This window comes from Streptococcus mitis (assembly GCF_047465045.1).
GTDB classification, from domain to species: Bacteria; Bacillota; Bacilli; order Lactobacillales; family Streptococcaceae; genus Streptococcus; species Streptococcus mitis_DT.
The window spans coordinates 1-18,706 of record NZ_JASHAR010000010.1; the positions used below are offsets into that span (position 1 = coordinate 1).

Sequence of the window (18,706 nt, forward strand, 5' to 3'; positions counted from 1 at the left end):
GCGATGAAATCAAGCATGAGTAAAACCAGTGGAACTTACCCTGACACGGATTTCCACTGGTTTTTACGATTTTTATCAGACTAACTTCCACTTCTACTAGCGGTGGAATTTACTTTGGGAATTTAGCGTTGAGAAGGAGGGTAAAGGTGCTTCCGAGGCCGTACTGGCTGCTGACTGTGATTTCTCCACCCAATTGATGGGCCAATTCACGCGCAATTGCAAGGCCTAAGCCATGACCACCTGTTTTCATGTTACGTGAAGTTTCGACACGATAAAGGCGTTTGAAAATATTCTCCAAGTCCTCTGGGGCAATGCCCTGCCCTTCATCGGTCACACTGATTGAAAGCTGGTTATTTTCCAGCTTAGCTACCACTTCCAACTTGGTTCCTGGAGCAGAGTATTTAAAAGCGTTATTGACCAGATTCACCAAGATGCGAGAAAGCTTGGCATAATCTCCCTCGATCCGGGCAGACTCTGGGATCACCTGCAAGTGGACATCTCGCTCCTCCTGCTCAATCAAGAACTGAAATTCACTCATACACTCAATCAAGAGTTGATCCAGAAAAATGCTGTCCTTACTAGTCGTCTCTGCCTGTTTTCTAGTTGTATTTAGGGTCAAAAAATTCAATTCCTCAACCAGTTTATTGAGTCTTTCTGTCTGACGTCCAATGGTTGCTAGATAATGGTCCTGTTCTCCTTCCTTGATAACCCCATCCAAAATCCCTTCTACCGTCGCTTGAATCGAAGTGATGGGAGTCTTGATATCATGCGATAGCTGAGCAATCATCAATCCCTTTTCTCGTTCGCTTTCTTCTAATGAATCAAAGGTCGCCTGCAAATCATGGGACATCTCATTGAAAGCTTGCCCTAACTGCTGAAATTCTGCAGGCCCTTGAACCTCCAGATTTGCAGGGAAGTCCTTGTCCGCTACTCGCTTGGCATGTTCCTTAAGTTTGGCCAATGATGTAAAGACAGGCGATAGGAGAAAGAGACTAATCCCAGCACCGACAAAACTTGCGATTAAAGTCATGCCAATCAGGAAATAAATTTCTCTTTGCTCAATTAACATGCGCTGGATGGCCCAAAAAACCACGATAATCGTTAGGAGTGTTGAAATGATATACCCCACTAAAATATAACTTTTTAATTTCATTGACTACCTCGTGCTTTCTCAATTTTGTAGCCCAAGCCCCAGACAGTTTTGATAGTAGGCGTTTCTGCACTGGCATGTTTAGCCAACTCCTGTCGAAGAGCATGGATATGAACATTCAAGGTATTGGTATCATCCACATAATCTTCTTGCCAGACCTTTTCATAGAGGTCTGTCTTAGAGAAAACCCGCTCTGGATTGCTGGCTAAAAGCCATAGAAGTTCGAAGGATTTGACTGTCAAATCAAGCGCCACATCTCCAACTTGGACCTCATGGCTACCGTGATTCATCCGTAAATCCCCGAGACTGACGACCTCTGTCTCACCTCCACGATGAAGGCGACGCAAGATATTGTGGACACGCAAAACCAGCTCACGAGGGCTAAAGGGCTTGGCAATAAAGTCATCTGCCCCTAAGCTCAGGCCATAAATCTTGTCCTGCTCGCTAGTCTTAGCCGTGATAAAGAGAAAAGGCTGATCTGGAGACTGATACTGAACTTCGCTAATCAAATCATAACCATCCATCCGAGGCATCATGATATCTGTAATAATCAAATCAATCGGTTTTCGCTTGAAGATTTCCAAGGCCTCTACTCCATCATGAGCCACCAAAACCTGATACCCTGCCTGAACCAGATAGCGTTGATGAATATCTGTGATTTCTACCTCGTCGTCAACGAGTAAAATTGTCTTTCCCATCTGTCTCTCCTTTGAAAAAAACAGTGCTATACCACAATAGTATAACACTATTTTAATCGCTTTACGAACATTCTAATCGATATCTGAATTTTTCAAATCCTAGATAGAAAGTCTGTAGTTAGACTAGTCATTTTCCTCTTTTTTAGCTTTCAAACCGAGGCCACCTAGCAGTCCAGCCAAGGCGAGTCCAAAGAATCCAAGAGTAGCCATTGAGGTTTGAGCTTCACCAGTATATGGAAGCATGTCTTTTTGCTCTTTCATTTGATCAGCCATCATTGGACTTGATACCTTGTTATTAGATGCCATCTTGCCTTCATCAGACATTTTGCTTGAGGCTGCTGGAGCTTGATCTTGTTTCATGCTTGGTGTTACCATAGGCTGGCTAGCATTCATGGTTTTATCCTGCTCTTTGTTAGGCATCATCTTATCCTGACTAGCAGCTGACATTTGAGATTTCATCTCATCTTGATGAGCACTTGGCATTTGAGCGTTCATCTTAGACGCATCTTGATGACTATTCATCATTGGAGCCGGCATAGCTGAACCATTATAAGATGGGACGAAGCCTGATTGCATCGGAGTAAGAGACTGATGTCCATTCAAGTTCACTGTCAAATCCTTAGTCGCTACAAGGTTGCTCAAGTCTGCCTTGCCATCTTTCGCACCGTACACTTTGATAGTAGCTTTATAGCTTTGAGTCCCGTTTTGTTTCAACAAGTCAAGAAGGTCTTTATCAGATTTTCCTTGAATGCCAGCCAAATCCACTTCATAGAAGTAAAGGCCTTTGCCCAATTTTTCTACTGGTGGAAGAGCTGGATTTTTAGCTGAGCCATTGTCTGACCATGGAGCCTTGTCTGAGGACTTCAAAATAAGGCGTGTCAACATGCCGTCACCAGCGAAGAATTCGTATGGGATGACTTGGTTGACGCCTGCTGTGAATGGACCTGGGAAGTTAGCCTTGTCCAAGTAAGTGGCTGGGACATCCACTGTATCTTTAGTATTGTCTGCCACGCCTTTTTGAACTTCAGCTGGAGTGGTTAAGCCATTCAAGTTGACATCCAATTCTTTAGTCGCTACAAGATTACTCAAATCGGCCTTGCCATCTTTCGCACCGTACACTTTGATAGTTGCCTTGTAACTTTGAGTGCCATTTTGTTTCAACAAGTCTAACAAATCTTTGTCTGATTTTCCTTGGGTACCTGCCAAGTCTACTTCATAGAAGTAGAGGCCTTTGCCCAATTTCTCTACCGGTGGAAGGGCGGGATTTTTAGCTGAGCCATTGTCTGACCATGGGGCCTTGTCAGATGCTTTCAAGATAAGGCGTGTCAACATGCCGTCACCTGCGAAGAATTCGTATGGAATGACTTGGTTGACACCGGCTGTGAATGGGCCTGGGAAGTTGGCTTTGTCCAAGTAAGAAGCTGGGACATCTACTGTGTCTTTGGTATTGTCGGCCACACCTTTTTGAACTTCAGCTGGGGTAGTCAAGCCGTTCAAATTGACATCCAAATCTTTTGTCGCTACGAGATTGTTCAAATCGGCCTTGCCATCTTTTGCACCGTACACTTTGATAGTTGCCTTGTAACTTTGAGTGCCATTTTGTTTCAAGAGATCAAGCAAATCTTTGTCTGATTTACCTTGAGTTCCTGCTAAATCTACTTCATAGAAATAAAGTCCTTTGCCTAATTTCTCTACTGGTGAGAGAGCTGGGTTTTTAGCCGAACCGTTGTCTGACCATGGAGCCTTGTCTGAGGCTTTCAAGATCAAACGAGTTAACATACCGTCACCGGCGAAGAATTCATATGGGATGACTTGGTTGACACCGGCTGTGAATGGGCCAGGGAAGTTGGCTTTATCAAGGTAGCTAGCCGGAACATCTACTGTGTCTTTGGTATTGTCGGCTACACCTTTTTGCACTTCAGCTGGAGTAGTCAAACCATTCAAGTTGACATCCAAATCTTTAGTGGCTACGAGATTGCTCAAGTCTGCCTTGCCGTCTTTAGCTCCGTACACTTTGATAGTAGCTTTATAGCTTTGGGTGCCGTTTTGTTTCAAGAGATCAAGCAAATCTTTGTCTGATTTACCTTGAGTTCCTGCCAAATCTACTTCATAGAAATAGAGGCCTTTGCCCAATTTTTCTACTGGTGGAAGAGCTGGATTTTTAGCTGAACCATTGTCGGACCATGGAGCCTTGTCTGATGCTTTCAAAATCAAACGAGTTAACATACCATCACCAGCGAAGAATTCGTATGGAATAACTTGGTTGACACCTGCTGTAAATGGTCCTGGGAAGTTGGCCTTGTCCAAGTAAGTAGCTGGAACATCTACTGTGTCTTTGGTATTGTCAGCCACGCCTTTTTGCACTTCAGCTGGTGTAGTTGCTGGTTGAGCTTCATTTGCTTCACGGTCTTGTCCAGAAACTGCAGGCGCAGGATTTGTCACAGGTTTAACCGCATCTTCTGTTTCTTTCTTAGATTCTGGTTTTGCTTGTACTTCTTCTTTGGGTGCTACCACTTGGTCTTTAGTAGCCACATCCGCTTTTTCTGGAGAGCTTGTAGTATCCAAGCTTGCTTTAGGTGCTGAGTCTGCCTGTTCTGAAGGAAGAGCTGTATCGACTGCTTCTTTAAGAAGTTCTGCCGGTAAGTCGCTCTTTTCACTCACTGAAGCAGCGTCTGGTACGACTTGAGCAGGGGTCGGATTGACTACATCGGCACGTACAGAACTTGGTTGGCCAACTAGGATAAAGAAGCCACTAGCCACAACAACTGAGGCAACACCGACACTAAGACGGCGGATAGACCAACGAGTATATCTTTGATTTGGATTGAATTTCATAGGATTCTCCTTAGAGTTTTTCTTTATTTGATGACTCTAGTATAATCTCCTAAAATTAAAAAGGATTAAGAAAAAGTTAAAATTTTTCTTAAATCCCTCTTATAAAATACTTATATTAATTAAATCCATAAACAGATTTGGTGATTTGATAGACGACATTGGACAGTTTGCGAGCTGGCAAGACGGAATGTTTGGTCAAACGGCTTAGCATAGTCTTACGAATGGCCTGAAAAACCTCTGGATTTTCCTGCTGAATATAGGTCCACAGCTCCCGTTTTTTAGCCAGATGCTCCGCTGTTCCTGCTCGGTTAAGCAATGCACTAGAAATAACCGTCGTAATCTCAATATGATTCAGCAGGTATTCTCTCATTTTGGGGTGGCTTACTTTGGACAAATCAAGCTGGTCTACCAAGAGTCGATTGACCTTGAGTTGCTGGTCGATACGTTTAATCATCACCTGCTCATTGACAGACTGGTCCTCACGCCCAATCAAATAACGATAGAAATCGACAGGCAGATAGTACATGGTCTTGACCTGCTGAAGGGGTGTAAAGACAAAGAGATTATCGACATAAAAAGTATGTGCAGGCAGTTGGAACTGGCTCGCTCGCAACAAATCTGTCCGGTAAATCAGCGAATGCATCATGATATACTGGCCTTTTGAGAAATTTCCGACCTGGTCCCAGCCAAAAATCTGCTGGACAGGCAAAACTGACTCATAACTCATACTCTTCTTGCGAGACTGACCTTCCTTTTCATAGACAAAATTGGTCACAAAGGCATCCACCTCTTGCCCCTCACTCTCTAGTTCCTGCAAGGTTTCCAAAATTTTCAGATAAGCACGGGGATCCACCCAGTCATCACTATCAACCACTTTAAAATAACGACCAGAAGCCTCTGCCAAGCCACGATTGACAGCACCGCCATGGCCCTTATTTTCCTGATAAACGGCTCTAACGATGTTAGGATACTTGCTGGCTAAACGCTCAGCGATTTCCTGAGTCTGGTCCTGAGACCCGTCATTGATAATCAAAATCTCAACTTGCTCACCACCAATCACTAGCGATTCCACACAATAATGAAGATAGGCTGCGGCATTATAGCTAGGAATGGCGATAGACAATAACTTCATAATCTACTCCTTTAGGGGACTGATTTTTTCTTATACTCTTCGAAAATCTCTTCAAACCACGTCAGCCCTATCTGCAACCCCAAAACAGTGTTTTGAGCAGCTTGCGGCTAGTTTCCTAGTTTGCTCTTTGATTTTCATTGAGTATTACTCTCTCTTGTCACTTCTTTCTATTCTACCATAAAGTCCAGCTTTTGAAGGACTTTTACTAGAATACAAGGGTTTCTGGTATCTATTTGCTATCTTGAACATCAAAAAAAAGAGGGGATTCCCCTCCTTACGAATTTAATTCTGCTAAGTCGTCTAGATACTGGTTGTTAATGACTGCCAAGATATAGGCATCTGCTTTCAAGAGGTCATTGGGACCAAACTGGACATCCAGTGGTGAATTTTCCTGTTCACGAAATCCTAGGACATTGAGGTTGTATTTGCCACGTAGATCCAGCTGGCTCAGGCTTTGGCCTGCCCAAACACTTGGAATTTTCATCTCCACAATAGACACATTTTTATCCAGCTGAAAAACATCAACATTGTTATGAAAGAGAATGGTCTGCGCTAGAGACTGCCCCATTTCATACTCAGGTGAAATCACCGAGTCAGCACCGATTTTTTCTAGCACCTTCTTAGCTGTCTGGCTTTTGACCTTGGCAATAACCCTTGGTACCCCTAGACTCTTACAATGCATGACTGCAAGCACACTCGACTCTAGATTTTCCCCTGTTGCCACTACAACCGTATCACAGGTATCAATTCCTGCAGTTCTGAGGAGTTCCTCATCTGTGATATCGCCAACAACTCCACGCGCCAAAACTGGCTCAAATTGATTGATGCGCTCGGCGTGGTCGTCAATGGCAATGATATTCATATCTTGCTTGGCAAGGGCCATCAGGACACTACTCCCGAAAATCCCCAAACCTAAAATTCCAATCGTACGATCTGACATCATTCTTCCTTTCTTATCCAATACTAATATCTGCTTTCATATACTGAATCAAATCTTTCTTATCAGGCTGGTAATCCGCTAGACTAACCAGCAAGGTCAAGGGACCGATACGGCCAATAAACATGAGCACCATGACAATGCTGAGAGCTAGCTTGCCCAATTCTGGCGTCAGATTTGCCGTTACCCCAACTGTCGCAAGAGCTGAAATGGTCTCAAACATGAGGTAGATAAATCGCGGTGTTCCTTCTGCCGTAATTCCCAACAACATCAAGCCCAACAAGAAGGTCATCAAAAAAATAATAAAGACACTAAAGGATTTTTGGACTGTTCGAGCCTCAATGGTTCTCTGCGCAACATTAGCATGAGGTAAGCCCAGCAATTCACTACGCGCAAAGACCAACAAGACAAAGAAAGTCGTAATCTTGAGCCCCCCAGCCGTCCCTCCAGGCGCTCCACCCAGAAACATCTGTAGGATATAGATAAACAAGGTCACAGGCCGAGCTTGAGTGTAATCAATAGAAGCAAAGCCAGCTGTTCTCATGCTGACGGTTTGGAAAAAGCTAACCAGCACTTTCTCTGGAACACTGAGATTGCCAATTGTTCCTGGATTGTGCCACTCCGTAAAGAGTGTGGATACTGTCCCAAATAGCAAAATCCCTGCAGTCAAGAAAAGAACTAGTTTGGTGTGGAAACGTAGACGGCGTTTTTTCTTCTTGTCAAACTGGGTTGCCAAGTCAAACCAGACCATAAAGCCAAGACCACCTGTGATAATCAAGCCAGCAATAACCAGATTGATTAAGGGATCCGTCTGAAAAGCCACTAAACTGCTACTGCCGAAATTATCAAAACCAGCATTACAAAAGGCTGAAATGGCTAAAAAGATAGAGGTGAAAATACCTCGTCCCCAGCCGAACTCAGGAATAAAACGGAAACTAAGAAGAAAAGCTCCCAAACCCTCTACCAGAAAAGTCGTCAAAAAGATGGAACGCATAAAAGACTTCAAAGACTTACTTTCCCCATAACTAAAACTCTCCTGAATGGTTTCACGACTACGCAGACTAAGCTTTTGCTTGCCTTGGATATAAAAAATCCCGATAAAAGTCATGAGACCTAAGCCACCAATCTGTATCAAGAGCATACAAATCAACTGCCCCCAGACATTATAGGTAGTAGCTACTGGTTGCGTAAAAAGGCCGGTTACACAGACCATAGACACCGTCGTAAAAAGATGGTCAAAATAAGTAGCCTGCGAACCACTCGCCTGAACAAAAGGCAAACTCAAAAGAAGAGAGCCTATAAAAATAACTCCAGCGAAACTTAAAAAAATCCGACGAGCTGGCGAAAGTCCGCCCAAGGCCCTTTCAATTTTTTTCACAAATAATTTGAATAACATATATCCATTGTACCATAAAAAGAAGGAGAGTAGCTATATCTGAAAGGCAATCTCAAGGCAGAGTTCCAAGGCCTTCTCGAAAGCTTCTGAACCCCAGTCACGACTATCGTACTGGTCCAAGTCTGCTAAGGAATCAGCTGTGAACAACAATTCACCCCAGAGAACCCCTCGCAGTTGGGCTACTGCCGCAAGCGCAGAACACTCCATCTCCACAACAGCACAGCCTTCTTCCTTGCGATAAGCCACCTTTTCAGCCGTTTCTCGGTAAAAACCGTCTGTCGTCCAGGTCATGACTTCTTCATAGGGAATCCCTCTGGCTTCCAACACTCGCTCAATAGCAGCAATAGCCTCTGCCTGAATTTCCATATAACGAGAAGGCGCCACATAGTGATAACTAGCTCCTTCATCTCGCAGAGCGCGAACAGGGACTAAAAAGGCATTTTCTTCTATATCAGCCAGCACACCACAGGTTCCAGTGGAAATAATCTGCTCCACACCATATCCAATCAACCAATCCATAAACTGGGCTGCTGGAGCTGAACCAACAGGAGCCTGAGCCAAACAAAGTTCCTCGCCCTTGTAATTGATGACATAAACTGGATAGGTCTTGGTGGCAGAAACAAATTCGCCGACACAGTCCGCCCCTACTTCCCTCGCATAACGGTCAATCTCCTCACCTAAAAAAGCATAGACACACTTCTTTGGCAATTTCAAATCCAGCCCCTCGTGATTGGGCATGATAACCGCCTGAGGATTATCATCAAACTCTAAAATAGGAATCGCGTGTTTCTGAATCATAACCTACCTCCTCTAATTTTGTACTATTGTATCAAAAGCTGACAGAGTGTCAAGGAATTCTCTTTAGCAAGCCAGAAATCTCCTCTTCCATACACTTGAGAAATCGTTGCACCGCTGGAGAAGTCGGTTTCTGTTTTGGCAAAGCGATTGAGGACTTATGAAGAATACAAAATCCAACAACAAAAAAGACATGAATCTGAAATAAGCAGAACATGTCTTTTTTAGCTTGTTTGAAAGTCAAGTAAATAAATCTTAGCTCTTCTAGAACTCCCTTATTTCCACAAACCACCTAAAATCTGTTTTTCTAATAAGTCTAGGTCCTCTTCCTTTATTTCTCCGTTGTCGCTAACGATATAAAGTTGAGCGAAGTAAGCCAACAATGGACCAACACAAATACGAACCATTTGAGGAATCGTTAACTCTGGATTTACACGTGGATCTGCTAGCAATTCTTTATGAAGCACTCGAAGTTTATCTTGAATAGCATTCCAGATAAAAATCTGTTCATTTTTTAGTTTCTTATTTGAAAAACTCTCCTGCAGAATGATTTTCATCAAAGCACGATTTTTTTTGAGATAGCTCATACGATCGTGGACGAGATAACGAGCCCTCTCTTCTGTCGTTTCAAAAGCTAAGAGTTCCTCAACAAAACTACCGAAAATGCCTGGGACTACAGGATGTAAAATAGCCGTCAGTAGATCATCCTTCGTCTTAAAATACTTAAACAAAGTTGCCTGGCTTAGTCCAGCACGCTCAGCTATGTGAAGAGTTGAGGTCCCATGGTAACTCCTAGTTGATATGAGATCCACTGCTGCCTGCATGATTTTTTTCTTTCCTTGAGGGTAATTCGCTTCTTCTAAGTAATCTTCAAACGATTCAAAAACAGTCTTATCCATCTAATCTTCACACCTTTTTAGCATTATTTATGTTGATTTCTAAACTTTACGATAACGACGCAATCCAACAATATTGAGAATTGTTAAAATGATCAAGAAAATCATTAAAACACCAAGATTTGGCAAAATATCACCAAGATTGTGTCCGTAAAGAATAATCTGGCTTATTGCATCACCAGAATAGGTTAATGGCAAAAATTTCCCCACAGTTGGAGCCCATGCTCCCATGGATGACAATGGAATAATCCCTGAGAAAAAGAGTTGAGGCATAATCACGAGAGGAATAAATTGCATCATTTGGAATTCTGATTTTGCTAGAGTAGACAAGAGAATTCCAAAAGCTAGTGCTACAAGAGCCAGTACCACATTAACTATTATAACATTTAAAATATTTCCTACAACTTCTACATCTAGTAGCCAAATTGCTGCTAAGACGACAACTGCCGTTTGAAAAATCGCAATAATACCGTAAGACAACATATAGCCATAGACAATTTCAGAACGTTTCACTGGGGTTGCTAACAAGCGATCCAAGGTTCCACTTGTGCGCTCTTTCAAAAGTGCCATACCAGAAATCAAAAAGACAAAGAAGAAGACCACAAAGCTAATTAAAATTGGAATCATACGTGCAAAGAATCCAGTATTTTTATCTCCATATTGGTAAGATTCTTTGATTTCAGGCGCCTTTGCATCTAATTTCAATTGTGGAAAAGCTTGTTTGACACGAGATAGTAACTGATCGGTGCCTTCACTGGCGATACTTGTTCGTAACACTTGTCGTATCATAGATGTCTTGGAGGCATCTGTATTTGCGTAGTCGACCTGATACTCACCGTCTTTATAAGAAATCACAGCATCGACTTTTTCATTTGCTAGCGCTTCTTTAGCCTGATCTAAGTCTTGATAAGTCTCGATGTCCACATGATCAAGCTCATCCATTTTCGTTATCAAACCAGTTGGTAGATCTTGTGTCGCTAACTTGACATTCACGGTTGTACTAGCTGAAAACATGAGGTTCATCAGCCACATAATAAATACCGGCGCTACAAACATCATAGCCAAGGTTCGTTTGTCACGAAGCAATTCTTTGATAACTTTTTTAGCAATAGCAATGGTTCTCATCTTACTCTCCTTCTGCTTTCAAAAATACTTCTTCAATACTTGAAACTTGATAACTTTCTTTTAAGTGTTGCGGTGTATCAAAAGCAATGATTTTTCCACCTAATAATAAGCCGACCTTATCCGTTAACTCTGCTTCATCCATAACATGGGTAGTAACTAATATCCCAACCCCATTGTCTCTAAGCGCGAATAATTCTTTCCAGATTTTCTTCCGAAGAGAAGGGTCGATTCCAACTGTCGGTTCGTCCAAAATCAAGAGCTGAGGATTCCCCAGAAGCGCGATGGCTAAAGACAAGCGTCGCTTCATTCCTCCAGAATAACCGGATACCGTTTTATTCAAATGCTCTGCCAGATCCACAACTTGAGCCACATGGGCAATTTCAGCTGTCAGATCTCTTTTGGATAGCCCTTTTAGCTGACCAAAAAATTCCAGATTTTCTTGACCTGACAAAGCCTCATATAAGGCATCTGACTGGGCCATATAACCAATATCTCCTAAAATATGACGATTGGGCATAGTATGATCCAATACCAAAGCAACCCCTCCGTCAGCTTTTTCCATCCCTAACATAGTCTTAATCATAGTCGATTTACCAGCACCAGACGGACCTATTAAGCCTATAATTTCTCCCGGCTGCAATTCAAAGCTGACATGATTCAAAACCATTTGACGACAAAAAGACTTATCCAAATCTTGTAAATGTAGCAATTTTTTCATAAGCTTCCTCCTAGGTGAGTGTTTACTCACTTACTGAATATAGACCTATTATAGTGAGTGTTTACTCACTTGTCAAGAAAAAAGTTGAAATTCTTTAAAAAATAAAGCACCAGATTCGTATCTGATGTTTATAATGCACATGTCTTATTTCTAAAAATGTTTTTGAACTTCCTCTCTATACTCCGAAATGGTCTTTTCTGTCCACTTTTTAAAGGCCTATTTTCCCTCTACTTTTCTCGGCTAATCCAACCATCGTCATTGCTATCGCAACTCTAATGACCTTGGTAATGGGAATTCATTTTACTCATTTTTATATGAAACAGACTAAGAAATTTTCAAGACCTAATTGAAACCAAATTAGCCCTTGGAAGTCAAAAAATCCTCGAACTCTACGCTGACCGTCTAGCAGAATCAGACCAAATGCGGCATGGCTTTCTAAGAATTCGGTTAAGGGACGTAACCTACAAGCTGCTTACGTGGATGGATTTACTTTGAGAGATTTCTTCGCCTTCAACCAAGGACTAAATAAAATGGGTGACCAAGCACTTCCTTTTAAAATTCACCCTGAACATTTTGTATTTGCTGGAGTTCACGGTGGACAGGAAGTGAGGAGTTGATTGGAGAGTACGGTCAACCAACTTATCAAAAAATCTTTATCAGTCTAGATACTGAAAAAACAGGCGTTCCGGATGTCGATACAAAAATTTCTATGGCAGGTGATACTGCTACTCTCATGTCCGATACAAGCCTTGATATCAAGATGTATGGTATGCATCAGTTCAAGATGAAAAAAGGTGGACTCCGCATCAAATTAGGCGTCTTTTCCCCAGAAGCAACCCCAAGCTAGATGGAGCTCGGTCACCAAGAACACCTAGCAGTTGAATTTTTCAATTCCCTCACAATCGCCTACCAAAACAAAACATTTAAGGGAAAACTACTCAATACCTTCTTAAAATTCAAGAAATTCAAGTAAACAAAAACGGGTGACTGAACAATTTAGCCTTTGAAAGCTACGATTATAAAACCACTCGCAACATATGAATCTACGATACAAAAAGGATAACATTGCTCTTAGCAATGCTATCCTTTTTTGTTTATCCTTGTCCGCCAGGGGCTGGACCGCCGCCTTGAGGTCCCTCACCAGGTCCACCGCCTCCAGGCATAGAGTTCACAATATCAGTTTGTTTTTCGCCGTTGAGATAGATATCTCCACCTGTATAGGTCGCTGTTCCATCAAAGTCAAAGCCTGATTGACCAATCATTTTAATGGTTCCACCTGTGACCGTGATATTGCCATTTGAGTCAATCGGATCTGTGTCCCCTTGACCGACTTCTACAGTTAGATTACCACCTGTCATGGTAAAGTAAATATCGCTTTGCTGAGCATTTTTATTAGCTGCATTGACCCCATCATCTGTCGCGTAGACATTGATATCACCACCATTAATCGTAATGGCTTTCCCTTCAATTCCTTCAGTCGAATTCTTGACGGTGTAAGTACCGCTGTCAATCACTAGGTTACCAGAAGCGTGAATACCGTCATCTCCTGCTGTGACTGTTATGGTATTGTTAGCCAAATACATATTGCCGACAGTCATATCCTCATCATTGTCAACTTTGACACCATCTTCCTTGGCATCGATGGTCATGGTCGTACCAGTGATATTGAGTTCATCATTAACATTAAAGGCATCGCCAACTGCTATGATGTTATAGGTTCCACCCGTGATGTGGAGGGTGTCGTTGGCCTTGATTCCGTTGTTCTTCTTGCCATCGACAGTAAGGGTACCTGAGCCATTGATGGTCAAATCCACCTTAGAAAAGAGAGCTGCATTTGCCTTGTCATCACTATTAGAGCTTGAGTCAGAGAGACTGTTGGTAGTTCCCTCCGCCAGAGTCAGGTAGACATGACCTGCTGATGTCGCTGAAATTGCTGCATTGGTATTGGTAATGGTCGCACCTTTTAGGACTAGATGAACATCTGCCGACTTATCTGCCTCGACCTTGATCTGCACTCCGTCAGACTGACCTGAAATCACATAGGTCCCAGATTTTGTGATGGTCACTGTTGATCCAGAGACTGTCACCCCATCTCCAGAGACGTTTGCTGATGAGCCAGATAACTCAATCTTAGAAGCTGTACTTTCATCATAAGAAGTATCATAGTCCTTTTCTGTAAAATAAGAAGATTGACTGTTTGTAGCTGAAGTTGAGATGGCAGTGGTATCTGCCGCTGCAGTTGTACTTGACTTGGTCGTTGACTGCCCACAAGCTGTCATCAAAGTCAGAGCTGTTAAACTGGTTAAGATTAGGGTCCATTTTTTTGATTTCATACTTTTTCCTCACCTTCATTTAGCTTGAGCTTAGTTTACAGGGGAAGTCTGAAAAAAATCTAAACTTTTTCTGAAAATTTTCTTAAGTTCAGTTTCAGTTAAGTTATCTTTAACAAAAGTTTTAGGAAAATTCCATAGACTAATCACAAGCAAGTTCAACTTGCCCAGACACACCTATCTGCTAATAAGATAGCGTACTAAAATAGTTTGATAAAGGAGACAGGATTTATGAAACCAATTGAAACAAGCTTTAAACGAATCGAAACCAAATATGTCGTTGCCAAGGGTGACTTGGCTAATTTAATAGAGGACTTAAAAATATACCTCGTAGAGGATGATTATCCAACTTCGACCATTTCCAACATCTACTTTGATACAGAGCAATTTGATATGATTCAGGAGGATGGCCAAGGTACTAAGCGCAAAGAAAAGATTCGGATGCGAACCTATCTCAGTCAAGTCCAGCCTGATAGTCAGGTATTTTTAGAAATCAAATCTAAGGACAGAGCTGGTGTCGGACGAAAACATCGTCTCTTATCGACTCCCCAGTCTATCACCCAGTTTATGACCAAGGGACAGCTGGATAGCAGTATCAAGGATCGAATGATGATTGAAAAAATCCAGCAACTCCAAGAGGAATATCAGCAAGCCATTATCCCTCGTATGTATATATACTATGACCGTTTTTCTCTCAAGGAAAAGAAAGAAAGAAATTATCGGTTTTCCCTACAATAAAATTCGTATCACCATTGACCAAAATCTAACCTATCGTGATGATAATGTCAGTTTATTCTCAGGAAAGGACGGTTTCCCTCTACTAAACGAGGACATTGTCATCATGGAAATTAAAGCTCCAGGTAGAAAACCCCAATGGCTACAAGATATTCTCGACCAATATGGACTGGTAGAGCAGAAATTTTCAAAATACAGCTGCGCCTACCACAAGTCTCAAGGGCTGGACTATAGCCCACGACCAAGCACAGAAAGTGTAGGTACTACTTATGTCTAATCTTTTTAATTCTATCTTCAACGACACAACTGCCACTGCAAATCCTATCCAGCTCTTTCTGGCTCTCTTGGTCAGCCTGATTTTAGGTTTGGCGCTGACCTGGGCTTACAAACACCGTACTCTCTATACACGAGAATTCGCTGTCAGTTTGACCCTACTCCCCTGCTTGATGACCTTGGTCATCTTTCTGGTAAATGGCAGCCTAGGAACCTCTATCGCCGTTGCAGGAACTTTTAGCCTCATTCGTTTTCGTTCAGCTACCAGTGGTTCACGGGAACTAATTGCTATCTTCCTTGCCATGATTATCGGGCTAGCAGCAGGGACAGGCTACCTAGCTCTAGCTATTCTCTTCACTGTCTTTATCTTAGCGGTATGGCTTCTTTTAGAGAAGCAACAAAGCAAGAGCAATCACCAACGTCGCAGGCTATTGACCATCACAATTGCGAACCAAGAAAATCAACTTCAAACTATCCAATCTGGACTATCACAATTCTGTACTGAGTTAGACCTCATCTCGATTGATACTAGCAATGATGGAGAACAAGTCACCACTGTCTACGAAGTGGACTTCAAGGCTCAAACCGATGATTTTCAAGTCATCAATTACCTCACTAAAGAACAAGATACTTACCAGGTTTCTCTGACCAAAAATGCCAAGAAGAGAAAGAATTTGTAGAACTTCTAGCGTAAAACCTAGCAAACAGCTAAGTAAACACTCAATTGAAAAAAAGTTAACCTAATTTATGATAAAAGGCATCATATCAACGTTTTTTAAACACCTGATATGATGCGCTTTTCTTATCTTAAAAACTTTTTTACCAATCTCTTTATTTCACAGGTATCTCCTTAATCACGCGCGCAGGATTACCAGCTAGGACAACGTTGTCGCCAAAGGACTTAGTGATTACAGCCCCTGCTCCAGCAACAACATTATTACCCAATGTCACTCCAGGAAGGACAATGACGCCTCCTCCAGCCCAGAAATTGTCACCGATGGTAATGGGCTTCCCGTATTCCACACCTGAATTACGTTCCTGCGGGTCCAGTGGATGGAGGGGAGTCAAAAACTGACAGTTGGGACCAATCATAGCATTGTCCCCGATGCGAATCGGACAAACATCCAGCATGGTCAAGTTCCAATTAGAATAAAAATTTTCCCCTAGATGGATATTGACTCCATAATCGACCACCAGGCGTGGATTGACATAAAGATTTTGTCCGGTTGACCCAAACCAAGCCTTGATGATTTCGACTCCCTTCAAGGGATCTTCTTCCTTGTTAAAGGCAGACTGTTTTTGGCGAGAAGCCTGAGCCAAGTCTCGCAATTCTGGATCCGATGGACGGTAAACCTCTCCCGCTATCATTTTCTGATATTCACTGGTCATTGTTTTCTTCTCCTTGTTCTCTACTATCATATCAAATTTTCTACATATCTGACTAGAATAAGGAGCACTTCCTACAATTGATACTCTGATTGTCATCATATCCTGTCTAAACGGATACGAGTCACAATTCCATCTGGGTCTGTGATTTCCAACTGGCTCGATGTCAGCCACTTGATTGGTGCGTCAACTTCTTGTGTTCGTTGCGCAATCGTTAACAGTTCTTCTTTACTAGCGACCTCAATGACATAGTAGGCCAAACCTGGCAAGCCTTGCTTACGCGGAGCCAGGCCTTTTCCTCCCCATTCGTTGACTGCCAAATGATGATGGTAATCTCCAGCCGCAATCCAACTAGCGCTAGGTACACTGAATTTATCCTCTAACCCTAACACCTTTTGATAAAACCGGCTAGACTTTAGACTATCCTTGACGGACAAATGGATATGCCCCATTCTCGTACCCTCTGCTAAAGTAAAGGGCTCTATTCTTTCCCCCAACTCATAGATATCCTTTGCCGCAAGGGCCTCCGTCACTCCGATAATGCGTCCATCTTCTCGAATATCCCATGTGGAAACCGGCTTATCTCGATAGAGTTCAATGCCATTTCCCTCCAAATCCTCCAAATAAAGGGCCTCACTGTAACCGTAGTCTGCACCGCCGACAAGAGAAATCTGTAAATCTGTCAGGTGTTTTAAGACATCTGCCAAAGCCTTGCGTGTCGGCAAAAGAATAGCCAGATGGTAAAGACCATAATGTTCCCTTACTTCATCGCTCTCTTGTGCTTGAATCAAGTGTACCAAGGCTTTTCCTCCAAGTCCCAGAATGACCTCTGTCTCAGTTTGAGATAAGATTTCTAAACCAATAACTTGCTGATAAAAGGCTGTTTGACTTGCCAAATCCTTTACATTTAAAACTGCCTCTGCCAAATAAATGTGGCTCTTGTATTCATAGGTCATAAATATTCCCTCTTTTATTGTAACTTTAATTATTACAACTATTATATAACTTCCATCAAGAAAGTCAAGTCAGACAACTCAAAAACAAAGCCATTTCAGGATAAGATAACGTAAATCTTTCCATAATAAAACGCATATTATCAAACTTTTCCTTTGGTGCTCTAAGCTTTTCTAATGATAGGGACAGGTCGCAAAAAAGTCTGAAAAGCTCTCAGAATCGTTGTCTCAGCACCGAAAATGCGCTATTTTTGCATGAAAAAACGAAAATTCAGGGTCTGCATACAAAAAAATCGGAGGTGTTAGCCTCCAATTTGTCCTATTTATTTTTTATGGTTTTTTATTGTAAAGTAGACCCAACCGAATGAACATAGGTTGTAGAAAGCAAATGAAAAAACTGCAAGGATGATAGCTCCTGTATCTAAATAACCTCTTTCAAGACCGTTTTTCAACAACAACAAGCCTGTAGTTTCGACAACGATCAAAAATAAAAATATATAAAAAATTTTCACATTAAGCATATTGTTACCGCTTTCTTTTTATTTGGTTTTATTGTATAATAAAAGTTGAAAAAAATCAAAAATACAAAGGAGTTTCCGTTATGTCTAAGATGTTTAAATGCATGTGTTTGCTAGTTATGTCTGTTTTCTGTATGTCTAGCATTTCCCCGTCGCTTGTTGTTTTTGCTGATGATAGCTTATCGGCAAACTCTAAAGTTGTATTTGGTGAGGTTCAGTTTGAGAATGGCTCATCAGTGCGGTTCGGAGATACGCAAGTAAATATTTTAAGTGATGAAGTTCTTGAGGTGGTCAATCCAAATGGAAGTGTAGACACTATTGAACGACGTGCTGATGGCGTCTATATCAATGGGTCATTTTATATGGCTTAGCAAAAGAATGAAATCGACCTAAATATATCTTTTAGATCATACGATCCTAATGTTTGGAATTACGTCAACACAATACATGGGAATAAAGAAGCCAACACATTCGCTCACTTCATGATTGATTCTGGAATAACCGCGATGTTTGGCCTTATAGGTTCTATATTGGGTGCCCCATGGGGTGGCATAATTGGTCGAGCATATTTTGGTATACAAGCTTATCAGTCTTACTTGGATTCACAAAGCCCATATCCATACTACATAACAAGTACTTATATCCATGTTGCTCAAAGAAAATGGAAGTTTATCACTGAATACTATAGAAACTCAGACTATACTGGGTATGTAAAAACCGAAACAACCTACGTGAATTTCTAAAATATAAACTCTGCCTTTATATATAGGCAGAGTTTATGTTTTAGTTAATTGCTCAAGTAATTTGTAAGCATAATACTTGCGAAACT

Annotated in this window: 15 protein-coding genes and 2 pseudogenes; 4 read left to right on the forward strand and 13 right to left on the reverse strand. The window is 41.8% G+C overall.

All coding sequences use genetic code 11. The features are described 5' to 3' along the window. Positions 1 to 109: 109 nt before the first annotated feature. The 10 genes from QM409_RS06465 to QM409_RS06510 all read right to left on the reverse strand — a co-directional run bounded on the left by QM409_RS06465 (position 110) and on the right by QM409_RS06510 (position 11,682). Positions 110 to 1,153, reverse strand: coding sequence for a HAMP domain-containing histidine kinase (locus tag QM409_RS06465; RefSeq protein WP_261240923.1), 1,044 nt, complete (start codon positions 1,151 to 1,153; stop codon positions 110 to 112). After that, the gene (locus QM409_RS06470; RefSeq protein WP_000520650.1) at positions 1,150 to 1,848 is read right to left on the reverse strand and encodes a response regulator transcription factor; all 699 of its coding nucleotides are present in this window, start codon (positions 1,846 to 1,848) and stop codon (positions 1,150 to 1,152) included. Before QM409_RS06470 ends, QM409_RS06465 begins: the two co-directional genes overlap by 4 nt. A gap of 123 nt (positions 1,849 to 1,971) precedes the next feature. Continuing rightward, positions 1,972 to 4,683, reverse strand: a complete 2,712-nt coding sequence (locus QM409_RS06475; RefSeq protein ID WP_261240921.1) for an SSURE domain-containing protein — start codon at positions 4,681 to 4,683, stop codon at positions 1,972 to 1,974. 115 nt (positions 4,684 to 4,798) lie between these two features. Then, a complete protein-coding gene (locus QM409_RS06480) occupies positions 4,799 to 5,815 on the reverse strand; it encodes a glycosyltransferase family 2 protein (RefSeq protein WP_261240919.1) in 1,017 nt (338 codons plus the stop codon). Positions 5,816 to 6,089: 274 nt separating this feature from the next. After that, the gene (locus QM409_RS06485; protein WP_004258637.1) at positions 6,090 to 6,755 is read right to left on the reverse strand and encodes a potassium channel family protein; all 666 of its coding nucleotides are present in this window, start codon (positions 6,753 to 6,755) and stop codon (positions 6,090 to 6,092) included. A gap of 13 nt (positions 6,756 to 6,768) precedes the next feature. After that, entirely contained in the window at positions 6,769 to 8,148 is a 1,380-nt protein-coding gene (locus tag QM409_RS06490; RefSeq protein ID WP_023944048.1) for a TrkH family potassium uptake protein, read from the reverse strand. 33 nt (positions 8,149 to 8,181) lie between these two features. After that, entirely contained in the window at positions 8,182 to 8,946 is a 765-nt protein-coding gene (locus QM409_RS06495) for a nucleoside phosphorylase (protein WP_261240917.1), read from the reverse strand. A gap of 272 nt (positions 8,947 to 9,218) precedes the next feature. Then, positions 9,219 to 9,842, reverse strand: coding sequence for a TetR/AcrR family transcriptional regulator (locus QM409_RS06500; protein ID WP_049521321.1), 624 nt, complete (start codon positions 9,840 to 9,842; stop codon positions 9,219 to 9,221). A gap of 39 nt (positions 9,843 to 9,881) precedes the next feature. Then, positions 9,882 to 10,964 (reverse strand): ABC transporter permease, encoded by a 1,083-nt coding sequence (locus QM409_RS06505; protein ID WP_001259055.1) that lies wholly within the window; start codon positions 10,962 to 10,964, stop codon positions 9,882 to 9,884. 1 nt (position 10,965) lies between these two features. Further along, positions 10,966 to 11,682, reverse strand: a complete 717-nt coding sequence (locus QM409_RS06510; RefSeq protein WP_000734673.1) for an ABC transporter ATP-binding protein — start codon at positions 11,680 to 11,682, stop codon at positions 10,966 to 10,968. A gap of 613 nt (positions 11,683 to 12,295) precedes the next feature. On the opposite strand from QM409_RS06510, the gene QM409_RS06515 reads away from it, so the two are divergent. Beyond that, the gene (locus QM409_RS06515) at positions 12,296 to 12,529 is read left to right on the forward strand and encodes a hypothetical protein (RefSeq protein WP_049487693.1); all 234 of its coding nucleotides are present in this window, start codon (positions 12,296 to 12,298) and stop codon (positions 12,527 to 12,529) included. A gap of 247 nt (positions 12,530 to 12,776) precedes the next feature. On the opposite strand, the gene QM409_RS06520 is transcribed toward QM409_RS06515, so the two are convergent. Continuing rightward, positions 12,777 to 14,015 carry a carbohydrate-binding domain-containing protein gene (locus QM409_RS06520; RefSeq protein WP_084925999.1) on the reverse strand — a complete coding sequence of 413 codons (1,239 nt, stop codon included), beginning with the start codon at positions 14,013 to 14,015 and terminating at the stop codon, positions 12,777 to 12,779. A gap of 228 nt (positions 14,016 to 14,243) precedes the next feature. On the opposite strand from QM409_RS06520, the pseudogene QM409_RS06525 reads away from it, so the two are divergent. After that, positions 14,244 to 15,024 (forward strand): annotated as a pseudogene (locus QM409_RS06525) (polyphosphate polymerase domain-containing protein). Further along, positions 15,017 to 15,700, forward strand: coding sequence for a DUF4956 domain-containing protein (locus QM409_RS06530; RefSeq protein WP_414305395.1), 684 nt, complete (start codon positions 15,017 to 15,019; stop codon positions 15,698 to 15,700). The pseudogene QM409_RS06525 and the gene QM409_RS06530 overlap by 8 nt, the downstream one beginning before the upstream one ends. Before the next feature lie 151 nt (positions 15,701 to 15,851). On the opposite strand, the gene QM409_RS06535 is transcribed toward QM409_RS06530, so the two are convergent. Both QM409_RS06535 and QM409_RS06540 read right to left on the reverse strand, forming a co-directional pair. Continuing rightward, positions 15,852 to 16,409, reverse strand: coding sequence for a sugar O-acetyltransferase (locus QM409_RS06535; RefSeq protein ID WP_261082347.1), 558 nt, complete (start codon positions 16,407 to 16,409; stop codon positions 15,852 to 15,854). A gap of 95 nt (positions 16,410 to 16,504) precedes the next feature. After that, positions 16,505 to 17,362 (reverse strand): VOC family protein, encoded by an 858-nt coding sequence (locus QM409_RS06540; protein WP_414305394.1) that lies wholly within the window; start codon positions 17,360 to 17,362, stop codon positions 16,505 to 16,507. 649 nt (positions 17,363 to 18,011) lie between these two features. Here QM409_RS06540 and QM409_RS06545 point away from each other — a divergent pair. After that, a pseudogene (locus tag QM409_RS06545) lies at positions 18,012 to 18,620 on the forward strand (hypothetical protein). The last annotated feature ends 86 nt before the right edge of the window (positions 18,621 to 18,706 follow it).